This is a genomic window from Micromonospora sp. CMU55-4, from assembly GCF_011602315.1.
Taxonomy (GTDB): domain Bacteria; phylum Actinomycetota; class Actinomycetes; order Mycobacteriales; family Micromonosporaceae; genus Micromonospora; species Micromonospora chalcea.
In genome coordinates, this window is record NZ_JAAOLH010000010.1 from 79,492 (window position 1) to 95,675 (window position 16,184).

Below are 16,184 nucleotides of genomic sequence, written 5' to 3' on the forward strand. Positions count from 1 at the left end.
ACACTGATCGGTTGCTTACTTCTCGATGACCGCGAGGACGTCGCGGGCGGAGAGCACCAGGTACTCCTCGCCGGCGTACTTGACCTCGGTGCCGCCGTACTTCGAGTAGAGGACGGTGTCGCCGACCTTCACGTCGATCGGCACGCGGTTGCCCTTGTCGTCGATCCGGCCCGGGCCGACAGCGAGGACGGTGCCCTCCTGCGGCTTCTCCTTGGCGGTGTCGGGGATCACGATGCCCGAGGCGGTGGTGGTCTCGGCCTCGTTCGCCTGGACCACGATGCGGTCCTCGAGCGGCTTGATCGCAACCTTGGTCGCGGTAGTCACGGGCATACCCTCCCGGGTACTTGGTGTCGTTGCCGGCCGGCGTGCCGACCAGCGTCAATCTGCCACATGCCACCGGGCGGGGCCGTCGTCGCGGGTGCCGGTCCGCCTGGCGCTCAACCCCCGGGCACGAGGCTCGGGCGTTGGCACCCTCAGGGTGAGAGTGCTAATCGCAGGTTATTCCTCGGCTAGCACTCCGTCAAGGAGAGTGCCAACGCGCGTCGCCCTCCGTGTCGCGCCGGAACCGGCCCGGGAGAATGGGCGCGTGGATCTCGACCTGCTCGCCGTGCTGCGTACCCCCGAGGGGTCGGCGGCGCTCGCCGCGGCCGGTCGGGTGGCCGGCGGCGACCCGCTGGCGGCGGCGGCCGCGCTGCGCTCGGCCGGGATTCCGGGCGACCTCGCCGCCGCCGCGCTGACCCAGGCCGAGCTGCGCCGCCGGGCAGCAGGCAAGTTCGGCGCGGCGGCGGCCGGGATGTTCCTCACCCGGCCCGGGCTGGAGCAGGCCACCCGCGGGGTGGTCGCCGGCCGCCGGGCCGCACGGCTGCGCGCCGCGGGCGTGACCACGCTGGCCGACCTGGGTTGCGGCCTGGGCGCCGACGCGCTCGCCGCCGCCCGCGCCGGCATCCGGGTGTACGCGGTGGAGGCCGACCCGCTGACCGCCGCGATGGCCGCCGCGAACGCCGAGGCGGCCGGGCTCGCCGATCTGGTGACAGTCGAGTGCGGCGACGCCACGGAGTTCGACGTAAGCCGCGTCGACGGCGCGTTCTGCGATCCGGCGCGGCGACGGGCCGGCACCGGGCGGCGCGTCTTCGACCCGAACTCCTACTCCCCGCCGTGGGACTTCGTCACCGGTCTCGCCGCGCGGGTGCCGCGCACCGTGGTGAAGGTCGCGCCGGGGCTGGACCACGCGCTGATCCCGGCGGGCGCCGAGGCGGAGTGGGTGAGCGTGGACGGCGACCTGGTCGAGGCCGCGCTCTGGTGCGGCGAGCTGGCCGAGGTCCCCCGCCGCGCCACCCTGCTGCGCGAGAAGGAAGGGCCCCTTCTTAACGCCTCCGGTAGTAAAAGGGTCCCTTCCTATCACCTCACCGGCACGGGCGCGCAGGAAGCGGAGGTGGGGCCGGTCCGGCGGTTCCTCTACGACCCGGACCCGGCGGTCGTCCGCGCGCACCTGGTCGCCGAACTCGCTGCCGACCTCGACGCCACGCTCGCCGACCCGTCGATCGCCTACCTGTACGCCGACGAGGCCCGGCCCACCCCGTTCGCCCGCTGTCTGGAGATCACCGACGTGCTGCCGTTCTCGCTGAAGCGGCTGCGCGCCCTGCTGCGGGAGCGCCGGGTCGGCCGGGTGGAGATCCGCAAGCGCGGGTCGGCGCTGGAGCCGGAGAAGCTGCGCCGTGACCTGCGGCTGTCCGGCGAGGCGGCGGCCGACCTGGTGCTGACCCGGGTGGCGGGCGACCCCACGGTGCTCGTGTGCCGGCCGGTTCCGGTCGGCGGCTGACCCGGCTCACGTTTCCAGCTCGCGGTGTCGCGGCGCGCGGGTTAGCTTGAGCCCGTGGCGGGCCCTGGCACTCCGGCGATCGCGTTGCTGAGCAAGCGGAAGATCGCCCACAGCATCCACCCGTACGACGTCTCGCCGGACGCGCCGAACTACGGCGCGCTCGTGGCCGCGGCGCTCGGGGTGGCACCGGACCGGGTGTTCAAGTCGCTGGTCACCGAGGTCGACGGCGGGCTGACGGTGGCGGTGGTGCCGGTGACCGGCGAGCTGGACCTGAAGGCGCTGGCCGCCGCGATGGGCGGCAAGCGCGCGGTGATGGCGGACCGGGCGGTGGCCGAGCGGGCGACCGGGTACGTGCGGGGCGGCATCAGTCCGCTCGGCCAGCGTAAGCGGCTACCGACAGTCGTCGACTCCTCGGCGCTGGCGCACCCGACCGTGTACGTGTCGGCGGGCCGCCGGGGATTGCAGGTGCAGCTCACGCCGACGGATCTGGTGACGCTCACCGGGGCGGCCACGGCATCGATCGCCGCCGCCTGAGCGGGCTCGTGACGGTACGTGTGGGAGCGTTCCCGGAGCACGCTCTCCCGGCGGTGTCCCGCGGGTGACAACCGCGTTGCTGAATTGTTACCGCCGCCAACAAACTTCTGACCTCGGCAGTCTTGCGGCGCATGGGAGGCGGGGAATACGTTGCCGGACACAACAAAACATCACCACTCCCCCACCTCCGAAAGGACCCTGCACATGCGCAAGGGCTTCCTCACCTTCGCGGCCGTCGGTCTCCTCGCGACCGGCAGCATGGCCGCCTGCGGTGACAACGGCGGTTCTTCCGACGAGGCCGGCGGCTCCAACGCCAAGAAGCCGAAGATCGGCGTGATCCTGCCGGACAGCAAGTCCTCCGCCCGCTGGGAGGGCGCGGACCGCAAGTACCTCAAGGCGGCGTTCGACGCGGCCGGCGTCGACTCCGACATCCAGAACGCGCAGAACGACAAGACCGCGTTCCAGACCATCGCCGACCAGATGATCACCAGCGGCGTCAACGTCCTGATGATCGTCAACCTGGACTCCGGCACCGGCAAGGCCGTGCTCGACAAGGCCAAGTCGCAGGGCGTCGCGACCATCGACTACGACCGGCTGACCCTGGGCGGCTCCGCCCAGTACTACGTCAGCTTCGACAACGAGGCCGTCGGCAAGCTCCAGGGCGAGGGCCTGAGCAAGTGCCTGACCGACAAGGGCGTCAAGAACCCGTCGATCGCGTACCTCAACGGCTCGCCGACCGACAACAACGCCACCCTGTTCAAGAACGGGTACGACTCGGTGCTCAAGCCGAAGTTCGACTCGAAGGAGTACACCAAGGTCGCCGACGACCCGGTGCCGGCCTGGGACAACGCGCAGGCCGCCACGATCTTCGAGCAGCAGATGACCAAGGCCGGCGGCAAGATCGACGGCGTGCTCGCCGCCAACGACGGTCTCGGCAACGCGGCCATCTCGGTGCTGAAGAAGAACAAGCTCAACGGCAAGGTCCCGGTGACCGGTCAGGACGCCACCAAGGAGGGCCTGCAGAACATCCTCGCCGGTGACCAGTGCATGACCGTCTACAAGGCGGTCAAGAAGGAGGCGGACGCCGCCGCCGAGCTGGCCATCGCGCTCGCCAAGGGTGAGCGGAAGGACACCGGCCAGACGGTCAAGGACCCGGAGGGCAACCGGGACGTGCCGGCCGTGCTGCTGGAGCCCAAGGCCATCTTCAAGGACAACGTCAAGGACGTCGTGGCCGACGGCTACGTCACCAAGGAAGAACTCTGCACCGGTGCCTTCGCGAAGCTCTGCACCGACGCCGGCGTGAGCTGACCCACCCGCCTCAGGCGGCGCCGCCCGGCACGGGTTCTCCCGTGCCGGGCGGCGCCCGCGCCGGACGGGATCCGAGACCTCCCTCCGCCCAAAGGAGAACCCCGTGTCCGCAACCCCCCTGCTGGAGCTACGCGGGATCGACAAGAGCTTCGGTCCCGTCCAGGTGCTGCGCGACGTCGCCTTCGCCGCGCACCCCGGCGAGGTGACCGCGCTCGTCGGTGACAACGGCGCCGGCAAGTCGACCCTGGTCAAGTGCATCAGCGGCATCCACCCCACCGACGCCGGCGAGTTCCTCTTCGACGGCCGGCCGGTGACCATCAACAGCCCCCGGGACGCCGCCGCGCTCGGGATCGAGGTCGTCTACCAGGATCTCGCGCTCTGCGACAACCTCGACATCGTGCAGAACATGTTCCTCGGCCGGGAGAAGCGCAGCGGCATCGTGCTCGACGAGCCGACCATGGAGCAGATGGCCGCCGAGACGCTCGCCGGCCTGAGCGTGCGCACCGTGAAGTCGCTGCGCCAGCACGTGGCCAGCCTCTCCGGCGGCCAGCGGCAGACCGTCGCCATCGCCAAGGCCGTGCTCTGGAACAGCCGGCTGGTCATCCTGGACGAGCCGACCGCCGCGCTCGGCGTCGCGCAGACCGCCCAGGTGCTGGAGCTGGTGCGCCGGCTGGCCGACAACGGCCTGGCCGTGGTGCTCATCTCGCACAACATGAACGACGTCTTCGCCGTCTCCGACCGGATCGCCGCGCTCTACCTCGGCCAGATGGTCGCCCAGGTGAAGACCACCGACATCACCCACTCGCAGGTGGTCGAGCTGATCACCGCCGGCCGATCCGGCGGCCTCGGCCTCACCGGCGAGCCGGGCGGCAACGGCGCCGCGCCCGCCGACACCACCCCAGGAGCCATCCGATGACCGCCATCGTCGTGAAGAAGGAAGGCCCGGCCGGCGTCGCGCCGACACCGACCCTGAACAGCCACGTGAACAACTACTGGCGCCGGGTACGCGGCGGCGACATCGGCGCGCTCCCCGCGGTGGTCATGCTCGTGGCGCTGGCGGTGGGCTTCTCGATCGCCCGCCCGTCGTTCTTCACCGCCGGCAACCTGGCGAACCTGTTCACCCAGGGCGCGGCGGTCACGCTCATCGCCATGGGCCTGGTCTTCGTCCTGCTGCTCGGCGAGATCGACCTCTCCGCCGGCTTCGCCAGCGGCGTCTGCGCCGCGATCCTGGCCAACGTGGTCACCGTGCTCGGCTACCCCTGGTACGTGGCGGTGCTCGCCGCCGTCGTCACCGGTCTGGTGATCGGCACCGTGCTGGGCCTGCTGGTCGCCAAGGTCGGCATCCCGTCCTTCGTGGTGACGCTCGCCGGGTTCCTCGCCTTCCAGGGTGTCGTGCTGACGCTGATGGACGAGGGCGCCAACATCGCGATCCGCGACGACGTGCTCGTCGCGATCGCCAACCGCAACCTCTCCCCGGCGCTGGGCTGGGCGCTCGCCGCGGTGGCCGTCGCCGGGTACGCGGCAGTGCAGTTGCTCCGGTACCGCAACCGGGCCGCCCGTGGCCTGCTCACCGACCCGCTCACGGTGGTCGGCGCGCGGATCGCCGGCCTGGCCGTGATCCTCGGCGTGGCGGTCTACGTGCTCAACCTGGAGCGCAGCCGCAACGTGCTGATCACCTCGCTCAAGGGCGTGCCGATCGTGGTGCCGATCATCGCGGTGCTGCTGATCGTCTGGACGTTCGTGCTCCAGCGCACCAGCTACGGGCGGCACATCTACGCGGTCGGCGGCAACGCCGAGGCGGCCCGCCGGGCCGGCATCAACGTCGACCGGATCCGTATCTCCGTCTTCGTCATCTGCTCCTCGATGGCCGCCATCGGTGGCATCGTGGCCGCCAGCAGGGGCAACTCGGTCGACCCCAACACCGGGGGCAGTAACGTACTGCTCTACGCCGTCGGCGCGGCGGTGATCGGCGGCACCAGCCTCTTCGGCGGCAAGGGCCGGGTCCTCGACGCCGTGCTCGGAGGCGCGGTGGTCGCGGTCATCGACAACGGTATGGGACTGATGGGATACAGCTCGGGCGTCAAGTACGTGGTCACCGGCGTGGTGCTGCTCGCCGCGGCGACCATCGACGCGCTCTCGCGTCGGCGGGCCGCCGCGACCGGCAACCGCTGAGCAGGGGTACGGAAACACCATGGCAGTGGCAATGCGCGCGGGCCCCAGTCAGGACGAGATCCGTCGGCAGAACCTGGGCGCATTGCTCCGATACGTGCACGTCCACGGGGCCACCACCCGCGCCGAGCTGACCACCGCGCTCGGACTCAACCGCAGCACCATCGGCGCGCTGACCGCGGACCTGGCCGGCGCCGGTCTGGTCAGCGAGGGGACGCCGAAGGAGACCGGCCGGGCCGGACGACCGTCACTCGTCGTCCGGCCCGAGTCGGGGCGGGTCTACGCGTACGCGTACAGCGTCGAGGTGGACCGGCTGCGGGCCGCGCGGGTCGGACTCGGCGGTGAGGTGCTCGACCGCCGGGAGATGGACCGGCCGCGCAACCTGGTCGCCGGGGAGGCCGCCCCGCTGCTCGCCGGCGCGGTCAAGGAGATGCACCAGTCGGTGCCGCCGGACGCGATCTGCGTCGGCGCCGGCGTGGCGGTGTGCGGCATGGTCCGCCGCGAGGACGGGCTGGTCCGGCTCAGCCCCACCACCGGCTGGGTGGACGAGCCGATCGGTGCGGCGCTCGCCGTCGAGCTGGGGATAGACGTACCGATCACGGTGGGCAACGTGGCCGACGTGGCCGCGTACGCCGAGCACGCCCGGGGCGCGGCGGTCGGCTGCGACAACGTCATCTACATCTACGGCGACGTCGGTGTGGGCGCGGGCATCATCGCGGGAGGGCGGCGGCTGAGGGGGCACGGCGGCTACGGCGGCGAGGTGGGCCACATGGTGGTGGTCCGCGACGGGGTGCGCTGCGACTGCGGCCGGCGCGGCTGCTGGGAGACCGAGATCGGCGAGCACGGGCTGCTGCGCGCCGCCGGCCGGTCCGAGGCACGCGGCCGGGACGCGCTGCTGGCGGTCTTCGACGCCGCCGACCGGGGCGACGCCCGCGCGCAGACCGCGGTACGGCAGGCCGGCGACTGGCTCGGCTTCGGCGTCGCGAACCTGGTGAACATCTTCAACCCGGAGATGGTCATCTTCGGCGGCACCATGCGTGACCTCTACCTGGCCTCCGCCGCGCAGGTGCGCAGCCGGCTCAACTCCAACGGGCTGCCCGCGTGCCTGGAGCACGTGCGGCTGCGTACCCCGAAGCTGGGCGACGACGCGGCGCTGATCGGCGCCGCCGAGCTGGCGTTCGAACGACTCCTCGCCGATCCGCTGAACTGATCGGCCCGGTGATCCGTACCAGTGTGCGGACGGGCGGCCGGCTTGCGCGGCCGTCCACGACCCCGCGTACCGGTCCGGACCGAGGAGGCACCGCAACCATGGCATCGCTGGAATCCGCACGCCGCAAGCTGGCGCACCGGGTGGTACTGCTGCTCGCCGCGCTGGGCGCGGGGATCGGCGTCGTTCCCGGGACGGCGCAGGCCGCGCCCAACCCCGGCGTGCAGATGAACGCCGCCGACATGACGCTGCTCAACGGCGTACGGCTGGCCGGGCTGTGGGAGATGCCGGCCGGGCAGATGGCGGCCGAGAAGGGCCAGTCCGCCCGGGTACGCGAGGTCGGCGCGGAAATCGCCAAGCAGCACGCGGAGCTGGACCAGCTGGTGGTCGAGGCGGCCAACAAGCTCGGCGCCACCCTGCCGACGGATCCGACGGCAGAGCAGCAGGGGTGGCTGACCGAGATGCGGAACGCCACCGGCGCCCGGTTCGACCAGATCTTCGTCACCCGGCTGCGGGTCGCCCACGGCAAGATCTTCCCGGTGATCGGCGCGGTCCGGGCCAGCACCCGCGACCCGATCGTGCGGAAGCTGGCCGAGGACGCCAACAAGTTCGTCAACGACCACATGACCATGCTGGAGAGCACCGGGCTGGTGCGCTGGCAGCAGTTGCCGCCGGCCGCGCTGCCGCCCGCGCAGAGCGACTCGCTCGTCGCCGCCGCCCAGGCCAACGTGGGCAGCGGCGGTGGGCTCCAGGTCGGCACCGGCCTGGTGTGGGCGGTGTTCCTGATCGCGCTCGGCACCGGCGGGTACGCCACCTGGCGGCTGACCCGCCGCTCCTAGCGGGGCGGCGGCGTCAGCGGTCGACCTGGGCGAAGTCCCAGCTGTGCGGCGGGCGGGCGATCAGGCGCGCCGGTGGCTCGGGCAGTTCCCGGGGGTTGTTCCGCCACTTGGAGATGACCACGAGCCGGTGGTCGGTGGAGGAGAACACCTCGCTGGAGACGTGCATCGGGTCGTGCTCGAACTCGGGCAGCGCGGTCTCGCAGACCCAGGTGATCAGGTCGGCGAAGCCGTACGACTCGGCCTTGGCCTCCCACATCCGGACGATCATGTCGGTTTCCTCCCCGCTCACACACTGACCACTGTCAGCGGCATCGCCGAGTCGGCCGGCAGGTCCAGCCGGCTCGGCGCGACGCCCGCGGCGACCAGGTGGGAGCCGAGCGCGGCCACCATCGCGCCGTTGTCCGTGCAGAGCTTCGGCCGGGGCGTACGCACCCGGATGCCGTACTTGCCGGCCCGCTGCTCGGCCATCGCCCGCAGGCGGGAGTTGGCTGCCACTCCGCCGCCGATCACCAGCGTGTCGATGCCGCTGGTGCGGCAGGCGTCGATCGCCTTGCCGACCAGCACGTCGCAGACCGCCTCCTGGAAGGACGCCGCCACGTCGGCGACCGGGACCGGCTCACCGGCCCGCTGCCGCGCCTCCACCCAGCGGGCCACCGCCGTCTTCAGGCCGGAGAAGGAGAAGTCGAACCGGTGTCCGACCAGGTCCTTCGCGGCGGTCAGCCCGCGCGGGAAGGCGATCGCCGCCGGGTCACCGGCACGCGCTTCGCGGTCGATGTACGGTCCGCCCGGGAACGGCAGCCCGAGCAGCCGGGCCACCTTGTCGAACGCCTCGCCGGCCGCGTCGTCGATGGTGGCGCCGAGCGGTACCACGTCGCGGGCCAGGTCGTCGACGCGCAGCAGCGAGGAGTGGCCGCCGGAGACGAGCAGCGCGATGGCGGGCTCGGGCAGCGGGCCGTGTTCGAGCGTGTCCACAGCGACGTGCGCGGCGAGGTGGTTCACCCCGTACACCGGCTTTTCCGCCGCGACCGCGTACCCCTTGGCGGCGGCGACCCCGACGAGCAGCGCGCCGGCCAGGCCCGGCCCGGAGGTCACGGCGATGGCGTCGATGTCGGCGATGGTGACGCCGGCTTCGCGCAGCGCCCGGTCCATGGTCGGCACGATCGCCTCCAGGTGGGCGCGGCTGGCCACCTCGGGCACCACGCCGCCGAACCGGGCGTGCTCCTCGACGCTGGAGGCGAGCGCGTCGGCGAGCAGCGTGTGCCCGCGCACGATGCCCACGCCGGTCTCGTCGCAGGAGGTCTCGATACCGAGGATCAGTGGTTCGTCAGCCATGCGCGTCAGTCCTCGTTGCGCTGCATGACCAGCGCGTCGGTGTTGCTCGGTTGGTAGTAGCCGCGTCGTACGCCGATCGGCTCGAAGCCGTAGCCGGCGTAGAGCCGCTGCGCCGGGGCGTTGTCCGCGGCGACCTCCAGCAGCGTGCTGCGGACGCCGCGCCGGGCCGCCTCGGCGAGCAGCGCCTCCAGCAGCAGCCGGCCGATGCCCCGCCGCTGCGCGTCCCGGCGGACCGCGACGTTCTGCACCCACGCCTCGTCGGGCGGGTAGACGGCCAGCCCGGCGTAGCCGAGCACGGTGCCGTCGTCGTCGGTGGCGGCGAGATAGAAGTGGCCGTTGGCGAGTTCGTTCCAGAACATCGCCGCCGACCACTGCTCGGCGCCGAACAGGTCCGCCTCGATGGGCAGCACCTCCTCGACGTGCCACCAGCGGAACCGGCCCAGCCTCATGGCAGGACCGGCTTGTGGCCGGTGGCGGCGACCGCGTCCGGGCGGCGCAGGTAGAGCGGGGTGAGCGTCTCGCCGGGCGCGCCCGCGCGGATCCGCGGCGCGGCGAGACCGGCCAGCGCCAGCGGGTCCGGGTAGCGCGGCTCGTCCCGCACCGGCAGGCCGAGCACGTCCGCGTACCGGTGCGCGCCGTCGCCGACCGCGACGCTGACCGCCAGGTCGCGCGCCCGCTGCGCGACGACCGCCGGGGCGGCGACCTCCGGCCCGACGAGGCGCTGACCGGCGCCGTCGTAGACGGCCCAGTAGATCTCCCGCCGCCGCGCGTCGCTCGCCGCCAGCACCGGCTCGCCGGCGGCCGCCGGGTGGCCGAGCCCGTCCAGCGAGCAGACACCGTACGTGGGGACGCCGAGCACCTGACCCATGGTGGCGGCGGTGACCAGCCCGACGCGCAGCCCGGTGAACGGGCCCGGGCCGAGGCCGGCGACGATCGCGGCCAGGTCGGCGGGCCGCGCGCCGACGTCCGCCAGCACGGCGTCGACCTGCGGCGCGAGCAGCTCGCCGTGGGCGCGGGCATCGACGGTGCACCGGGACGCGCGAACCGCGACGCCGTCCGCCGAGACCTCGGCCAGCGCCGCGGTCACCGCGGGCGTCGAGGAGTCCACCACGAGTACGAGCACGGTAAGCCAGCCTAGCCGTCCGCCCCGTCCGCCCTCGGCACGCCCTCGCCGCCGACCCGGTCACGGTGCGTAGCGTCCCGCCGGAAGAGGTGACCTGGGAGCGATATACCTCTCGGTCATAAATATGACTCACAGGTATATCGCTCGACGGCGAGTTGCCATCCTCCGGAGATGACGGAGAGTCGCCTGGCCCAGGAGATCGCCCGCGCCCTGCGCCACGAACGGGAACTGGCCGGACTCACCCAGCAGGCCCTGGCCGCGCGGGTCGGGATCAGCCAGGCCGCCGTCGCCCGGATCGAGCGCGGCGACCGGCTGCCCAGCCTGACCACCGCGGAACGTCTGCTCGCCGCGCTGGATCGGCAACTGCGGATCGAGGTCGAGCCGCTGGACAGTCACCTGGACGCGGCGCTTGACGAAATGGCCGGGACCGCGCTGACCGAGCGGATCGATCATCTCCGGCTCGACCCGATCATGGACGCGCTGGGCGACCTGCCGTACGTGCTGGCGGGCGGCACGGCGGCCCTGTTGCAGGGCGCGCCACTGCCGGTGGACGCGGTCGAGATCGCGGTGCGGTGGCGGGACTCCCCGCGGTTCACCGCGTTCCTGGAGCGGGGCCGCGCGCAGCGCTGGGATGCCCGATGGCAGGAGTGGGGCGGGGGCCACCCGGAGCCCGAGGAACCGGGCGAGCACCGCTGGCGGACCCGGTTCGGCGAGCTGCGGGCCCGGATGTGCGACGAACTGCCCAAGCCCATCGAGGTCCGCCTCGGTGAACGTACGTACCCGGTGGAGCCGCTGATCGAGGTGGAGGCGACCGACAAGCGCACGGCCGAGCTGCTGTCCCGGTACCGCCGGCGCCTCGCCGCGGCGGGCGAGGCGCCGGACGGGTCAGCCGGCTGAGCGTTCCCAGTCGACGGTGGGCAGCCCCGCGTCGGCGAGCGCCTTGTTTGCCGCGCTGAACGGACGGCTGCCGAGGAAGCCGCGCGGGTTCATCGGGCTCGGGTGCCCGGCCTCCAGCACCACGTGCCGCGGGTTGGTCACCAGCGCCGCCTTCTTGCGGGCGTAGCCGCCCCAGAGCAGGAAGACCACGCGCTGGTCGAGCGCGTCCAGCGCCCGGATCGTGGCGTCGGTGAACTCCTCCCAGCCCTTGTTCGCGTGCGAGCCGGGGGTGGCCTGCCGGACCGTCAGCACCGAGTTGAGCAGCAGCACGCCCTGCGCGGCCCAGCCGTCGAGGTTTCCGCTGCGCGGCTTGGGCACGCCCAGGTCCTCGCTCAGCTCCTTGAAGACGTTGCGCAGCGACGGCGGCACCGCCACCCCCTCGCGCACGCTGAAGCTCAGCCCGTGCGCCTGGCCCGCCTTGTGGTACGGGTCCTGGCCGAGGATGAGCACCCTCGTGTCGGCCGGCGCGCAGTGCCGGTAGGCGGAGAACAGGTCCTCCAGCGGCGGGAAGACCGTGGCGGTCGCGTACTCCCGGGTGACGAACTCGGCCAGCGCGGCGGTGCGGGCCGGGTCGAGGTGGGGGGTGAGCACGGCACGCCAGGCCTCCGGCAACAGCGCCGGCAGGTCCAGGGTGGGGGCGTCGGGCATCGGCAACCTCTCCTAGTCGGTCGCCATCTTCCTACCAGCCGCGACCGACACTCCCGGGCAGCGGCCGGGCCGGGTACTGGACGGGAAAAGTTACCGGAGCGTAACCTACCGGCAAGTTACTTACGCCACACCACCACTGCTAGCTTGCATCCACCACCATCGATGCTCGCTAGGAGTGCCCGTGAGCAGCAGGAACACCCGTCCCCGCACGCCCTCCGCCCGCCGCGCGATCGGCCTCCGGATCCTCGCCGTCGCCGCGGCGGCAGCCACCTACCTGGCCGGATCCGGCGCAGCCGCAGCCGCCGACGACGCCACGCCCGTGGTCTCCCGCGGCGTGACCATCCCCGCCTTCTACCACCCGCCCGCCGACCTGCCCGCCACCAACGGCACGCTGATCCGCACCGAACCCCTGCCGCTCGGCCTGAGCATTCCCGGGCTCGACGGCCGCGCGATGCCCGGCACCGCCACCCGACTCATGTACCGGTCCACCGACTCCAACGGACGGCCCGTCGCGGTGACCGGCGCCTACATCGAACCGTCGGCGGCGTGGCGGGGCGCCGGCCCGCGCCCGCTCGTCGCCGTCGCCTCCGGAACCATGGGGCAGGGCGACCAGTGCGCGCCGTCGTTCTCGCTGCAACACCCGCTCACGCTCACCGGCGACACCCTGTCCGTCGGCTACGAGGCCCTGGCGATCTATCGCCTCCTCGCCACCGGCGCGGCCGTCGTCGTCACCGACTACGTCGGTCTGGGCACGACCGACCGGCTGCACACCTACGTCAACCGCCTCGACGGCGGCCACGCCCTGCTCGACGCGGCCCGCGCCGCCCGCGCCGTACCCGGAGCATCGGTCACCGCCCAGTCCCGCGTCGGTCTCTACGGCTACAGCCAGGGCGGGGGCGCCAGCGCCGCAGCCGCCGAACTCCACTCCACCTACGCGCCCGACGTGCCGCTCGCCGGCACCTACGTCGGCGCGCCGCCCGCCGACCTCACCGCGGTCATCGGCGGCATCGACGGCAGCGCGCTGGTGGGGGCGCTGGGATGGTCGCTGAACGGCTTCGCCCAGTCCGACCCGGCGCTGCGTGACGTCATCGAGGCCGCCGTCAACGACACCGGCCGGGCGGCGCTGAAGGACACCTCGACCATGTGCGTCGGCGACGCGATCCTCCGGTACGCGTTCACCAGGAGCAGCAAGTGGATCACCGGCGGCCGGTCCCTCACCGCCGTCATCGCCGCCTCGCCCGAGGCCCAGGCCGTCCTCGACCGGCAGCGCATCGGCACGCTCAAGCCCACCGGCCCGGTACGTGTGGCAACAGGCATCCAGGACGACATCGTGCCCCACCGGCAGGCCCGTCAACTGGCTGTCGACTGGTGCCGCAAGGGCGGCAACGTGACCTACCAGGCGATCAGCCTGCCCAACCTCGGCGACAAGATCCTCACCAACCACCTGGTGCCGCTCATCACCGACCAGGGCGACGCGGTGGCCTGGATGAGCGACCGGCTCGCCGGGCGGACCGCCTACTCCAACTGCTGGACGATGCCCCTTCAGCCCTGACTCAGGACAGTTCGGCGACCCGGGCGGCCCAGTCGCCACCGACCGGTTCCAGCGTGACCGCCCGGGTGTCGTCGTCGCGGCGGTCGATGCGTACCCGCAGGTGCGCGTCGACCAGCTGCTCGACCATTCCCTCGCCCCACTCCACCACTGTCACCGCCTCGTCCACCGAGGCGTCCAGGTCGAGGTCGTCGATCTCCGCCCGCGGGTCGGCGGCCTCACCCAGGCGGTACGCGTCGGCGTGCACGAGCGTCACCCGGCCGCCCCGATCCGGGTCGGGGCGGTGCACCCGGGCGATGACGAAGGTGGGCGAGGTGATGTCGCCGCGTACGCCCAGGCCGGCGCCGATGCCCTGGGTCAGCGCGGTCTTGCCGGCCCCGAGCGGGCCACTGAGCAGCAGCAGGTCACCCGCGCGCAGCACACCGGCCAGCCGCCGCCCGAACTCGTGGGTGTCGTCGACCGTCTTCAGCTCCACGACCACTGTCATAGCGAATCCAGGAACCTCTCCAGCGCCGCGTTCACCTCGTCGGCGTGCTCCAGCATCACCACGTGCCCACTGTCGTCGATCTTCACGAACTCGGCGTGCGGCAGCCGCCGGACGATCTCCTCGGAGTGCGTCACCGGCGTGATCATGTCCTTGTCCCCCACGATCACCAGCACCGGCGTGCCGGCCAGCGCGGCCAGCGCCGGGAACCGGGAGTGGGTGGCGATCGTCCGCAGGTAGCGGGTGACCGTGTCGGCCGAGGTGCGCGAGTTCATCATCTCGACGTACGACACCAGGGCCGGGCTCGGCGCCGAGGTGCCGAAGCCGTACTTGCGGGTGAGCAGCCAGGCCACGTTCGAGGTCGACCGGCGCGCCCGGTCGATCACCGTGCCGCCGTACCGGGTGGCGTTGCTCATCATGTAGAGCACCGGCGAGCCGACGCGGCCGAGCAGCGCGGGCGCCACCAGCTTCGTCTCCGCCGCCAGACCGCCCGAGGTCGCCATCAGCACGGTGCCGACCACGCGGTCACCGAACATCTCCGGGTACAGCTCGGCCAGCGCCATGATCGTCATGCCGCCCATCGAGTGCCCGACCAGCACCAGCGGGCCCTCCGGGGCCACCTCGTCGAGCACCCGGCGCAGCGTGTGGCCCAGCGCGGTCAGGTCGTACTCGCCGCTCTCCAGCCGGCCGGAACGGCCGTGCCCCGGCTGGTCGTACGCGACCACCCGGTAGTCGCCGCGCTCGGCGAGCCGCTTGCGCTGGAAGTGGAACGTGCCCATGTCCAGGCAGAACCCGTGCACCAGCACCACAGTCGGGTGCCCGGCGACCGGGCGGGTCGGCTCGACCACCTCCACGTGGATGTCGGTGCCGTCCGGCATCTCCAGCCGGTACGCCTGGTCGTAGCGCTGCTCGCCGAAGACCTCGTCGGCGTACCTGTCGGTGGGGTCGTTCTTGAGCCGGCGGACCAGCACCCGCTCGCTGACCACGCCCGCCGCGAGCCCGGCGGCGGCCACCCCGACGGCGGCGCCGACCAGCCCGGCGACCTTGCCGGCGGCGGTACGCGGACGCGGCAACCGGAGACTCATGCGCGCTCGCCGTCGTAGAACCGGGGCACGCGCACGCCGCCGAAACGGGTCACGATCTCGTAGTTGATGGTGCCGACCGCCTCGGCCCAGTCGTCGGCTGTGGGCCCGCCGTCCGCGCCGTCGCCGAACAGCGTCACCATGTCACCGGCGGCCACCTCGTCGTCGCCGCAGTCGACCACGAACTGGTCCATGCAGACCCGGCCGGAAATGTTCCGGCGCTTGCCGGCGAGGTGCACCGGGCCGGTGTTGGAGGCGTGCCGGGGCACACCGTCGGCGTAGCCGAGCGGCACCACCGCCAGGTTGGTCTCCTGCTCGGTGAGGTAGGTGTGCCCGTAGGAGACGCCGGTGCCGGCCGCGACCCGCTTGGTCAGCATCACCCGGGCGCGGGCGGTCATCGCCGGGCGCAGGCCGAACTGCTCGCCCGCGACCGGCGACAGACCGTAGACCGCGATGCCGGGCCGGACCAGGTCGAAGTGCGTGTCCGGCCGGGTCAGCGTGGCGGCCGAGTTGGCCAGGTGGCGGTACCGAGGGCGCAGACCGGCGCGCGTCACCATCTCCAGCCCCTCGTGGAAGACGGCGAGCTGGCGGTCGGTGGTGGGGTGGCCGGGCGAGTCCGCGTACACGAAGTGGCTCCACACGCCGACCACCTCGACCAGGCCGTCGGCCTGGGCCTTCGCGGCGGCCTCCAGCAGCGCCGGCCAGTCGGCGACGGTGGCGCCGCCCCGCGCCAACCCGGTGTCGATCTTGAGGTGCAGCCGGGCCGGGCGGTCCGCCCGGCGGCTCGCCTCGATCATCTCGTCGAGCTGGGTGAGGCTGGCGCAGCCGAGGTCGACGCCGACGGTGATCCCGTCGTGCAGCGGCAGCCCGGGTGTGAGCAGCCAGGCCAGCACCGGCGCGGTGATGCCGTCCTGGCGCAGCCGCAGCGCCTCGTCCAGCGTGCAGACGCCGAGCTGGTCCGCCCCCGCGTCGAGCGCCGCGCGGGCGGCGGGCACCATGCCGTGGCCGTAGCCGTCGCCCTTGACCACCGCCATCAGCTCGGCGCTGGTGCCGGCCTTGAGCCGGGTCACGTTCTCCCGGATCGCGTCCAGGTCGACGCGCACCTCCGACTGCCACATGTCCCCAGCCTACTTCCGTCAGTGATCATCAGCGCC

Annotated in this window: 18 protein-coding genes; 9 read left to right on the plus strand and 9 right to left on the minus strand. The window is 72.6% G+C overall.

What is annotated here, in order from left to right; genetic code table 11:
- Positions 1-15: 15 nt before the first annotated feature.
- Positions 16-330, minus strand: coding sequence for a co-chaperone GroES (groES, locus tag HA073_RS18520; protein WP_018222648.1), 315 nt, complete (start codon positions 328-330; stop codon positions 16-18).
- Positions 331-586: 256 nt separating this feature from the next.
- Here groES and HA073_RS18525 point away from each other — a divergent pair, with 256 nt between their 5' ends.
- The 7 genes from HA073_RS18525 to HA073_RS18555 all read left to right on the plus strand — a co-directional run bounded on the left by HA073_RS18525 (position 587) and on the right by HA073_RS18555 (position 7,876).
- Positions 587-1,819, plus strand: coding sequence for a methyltransferase domain-containing protein (locus HA073_RS18525; protein WP_166456940.1), 1,233 nt, complete (start codon positions 587-589; stop codon positions 1,817-1,819).
- 54 nt (positions 1,820-1,873) lie between these two features.
- On the plus strand, positions 1,874-2,353 hold the full coding sequence (gene ybaK / locus HA073_RS18530) for a Cys-tRNA(Pro) deacylase (protein ID WP_166456941.1): 480 nt from the start codon (positions 1,874-1,876) through the stop codon (positions 2,351-2,353).
- Positions 2,354-2,557: 204 nt separating this feature from the next.
- Positions 2,558-3,661: a sugar ABC transporter substrate-binding protein gene (locus tag HA073_RS18535; RefSeq protein ID WP_043328325.1), complete on the plus strand. Its 1,104-nt coding sequence runs from the start codon at positions 2,558-2,560 to the stop codon at positions 3,659-3,661.
- Between the two features lie 103 nt (positions 3,662-3,764).
- A complete protein-coding gene (locus HA073_RS18540; RefSeq protein WP_043328323.1) occupies positions 3,765-4,577 on the plus strand; it encodes an ATP-binding cassette domain-containing protein in 813 nt (270 codons plus the stop codon).
- Complete coding sequence (locus HA073_RS18545; protein ID WP_043328321.1) at positions 4,574-5,833, plus strand: sugar ABC transporter permease; 1,260 nt, start codon at positions 4,574-4,576, stop codon at positions 5,831-5,833. Before HA073_RS18540 ends, HA073_RS18545 begins: the two co-directional genes overlap by 4 nt.
- A gap of 31 nt (positions 5,834-5,864) precedes the next feature.
- Positions 5,865-7,040, plus strand: a complete 1,176-nt coding sequence (locus HA073_RS18550; protein WP_030501547.1) for an ROK family protein — start codon at positions 5,865-5,867, stop codon at positions 7,038-7,040.
- A gap of 98 nt (positions 7,041-7,138) precedes the next feature.
- Positions 7,139-7,876, plus strand: a complete 738-nt coding sequence (locus tag HA073_RS18555; protein ID WP_043328319.1) for a DUF4142 domain-containing protein — start codon at positions 7,139-7,141, stop codon at positions 7,874-7,876.
- Between the two features lie 13 nt (positions 7,877-7,889).
- On the opposite strand, the gene HA073_RS18560 is transcribed toward HA073_RS18555, so the two are convergent.
- The 4 genes from HA073_RS18560 to tsaB are packed head-to-tail and all read right to left on the minus strand — an operon-like array spanning position 7,890 to position 10,331.
- Positions 7,890-8,144 carry a hypothetical protein gene (locus tag HA073_RS18560; protein WP_030501549.1) on the minus strand — a complete coding sequence of 85 codons (255 nt, stop codon included), beginning with the start codon at positions 8,142-8,144 and terminating at the stop codon, positions 7,890-7,892.
- A 17-nt stretch (positions 8,145-8,161) separates the two neighbouring features.
- On the minus strand, positions 8,162-9,208 hold the full coding sequence (gene tsaD / locus HA073_RS18565) for a tRNA (adenosine(37)-N6)-threonylcarbamoyltransferase complex transferase subunit TsaD (protein WP_030501550.1): 1,047 nt from the start codon (positions 9,206-9,208) through the stop codon (positions 8,162-8,164).
- Between the two features lie 5 nt (positions 9,209-9,213).
- A complete protein-coding gene (rimI, locus tag HA073_RS18570; RefSeq protein WP_064446583.1) occupies positions 9,214-9,657 on the minus strand; it encodes a ribosomal protein S18-alanine N-acetyltransferase in 444 nt (147 codons plus the stop codon).
- On the minus strand, positions 9,654-10,331 hold the full coding sequence (tsaB, locus tag HA073_RS18575; protein WP_113974768.1) for a tRNA (adenosine(37)-N6)-threonylcarbamoyltransferase complex dimerization subunit type 1 TsaB: 678 nt from the start codon (positions 10,329-10,331) through the stop codon (positions 9,654-9,656). Before tsaB ends, rimI begins: the two co-directional genes overlap by 4 nt.
- Positions 10,332-10,502: 171 nt before the next feature.
- On the opposite strand from tsaB, the gene HA073_RS18580 reads away from it, so the two are divergent.
- Positions 10,503-11,228: a helix-turn-helix domain-containing protein gene (locus HA073_RS18580; protein ID WP_166456942.1), complete on the plus strand. Its 726-nt coding sequence runs from the start codon at positions 10,503-10,505 to the stop codon at positions 11,226-11,228.
- Here the strand turns inward: HA073_RS18580 and ung are convergent.
- A complete protein-coding gene (gene ung / locus HA073_RS18585) occupies positions 11,217-11,915 on the minus strand; it encodes a uracil-DNA glycosylase (RefSeq protein WP_043328313.1) in 699 nt (232 codons plus the stop codon). The two genes, HA073_RS18580 and ung, sit on opposite strands and share 12 nt — an antisense overlap.
- A 181-nt stretch (positions 11,916-12,096) precedes the next feature.
- Between ung and HA073_RS18590 the strand changes: the two genes are divergently transcribed.
- Complete coding sequence (locus HA073_RS18590) at positions 12,097-13,467, plus strand: lipase family protein (protein ID WP_064446586.1); 1,371 nt, start codon at positions 12,097-12,099, stop codon at positions 13,465-13,467.
- Between the two features lies 1 nt (position 13,468).
- On the opposite strand, the gene tsaE is transcribed toward HA073_RS18590, so the two are convergent.
- From tsaE to alr, 3 genes are read right to left on the minus strand one after another with little or no spacing between them, the layout of a single operon-like run.
- Positions 13,469-13,951: a tRNA (adenosine(37)-N6)-threonylcarbamoyltransferase complex ATPase subunit type 1 TsaE gene (tsaE, locus tag HA073_RS18595; protein ID WP_043328309.1), complete on the minus strand. Its 483-nt coding sequence runs from the start codon at positions 13,949-13,951 to the stop codon at positions 13,469-13,471.
- Positions 13,948-15,033 carry an alpha/beta fold hydrolase gene (locus tag HA073_RS18600; RefSeq protein WP_043328307.1) on the minus strand — a complete coding sequence of 362 codons (1,086 nt, stop codon included), beginning with the start codon at positions 15,031-15,033 and terminating at the stop codon, positions 13,948-13,950. The genes tsaE and HA073_RS18600 overlap by 4 nt, the downstream gene beginning before the upstream one ends.
- Positions 15,030-16,148, minus strand: coding sequence for an alanine racemase (alr, locus tag HA073_RS18605; protein WP_043328305.1), 1,119 nt, complete (start codon positions 16,146-16,148; stop codon positions 15,030-15,032). Before alr ends, HA073_RS18600 begins: the two co-directional genes overlap by 4 nt.
- Positions 16,149-16,184: the final 36 nt, after the last annotated feature.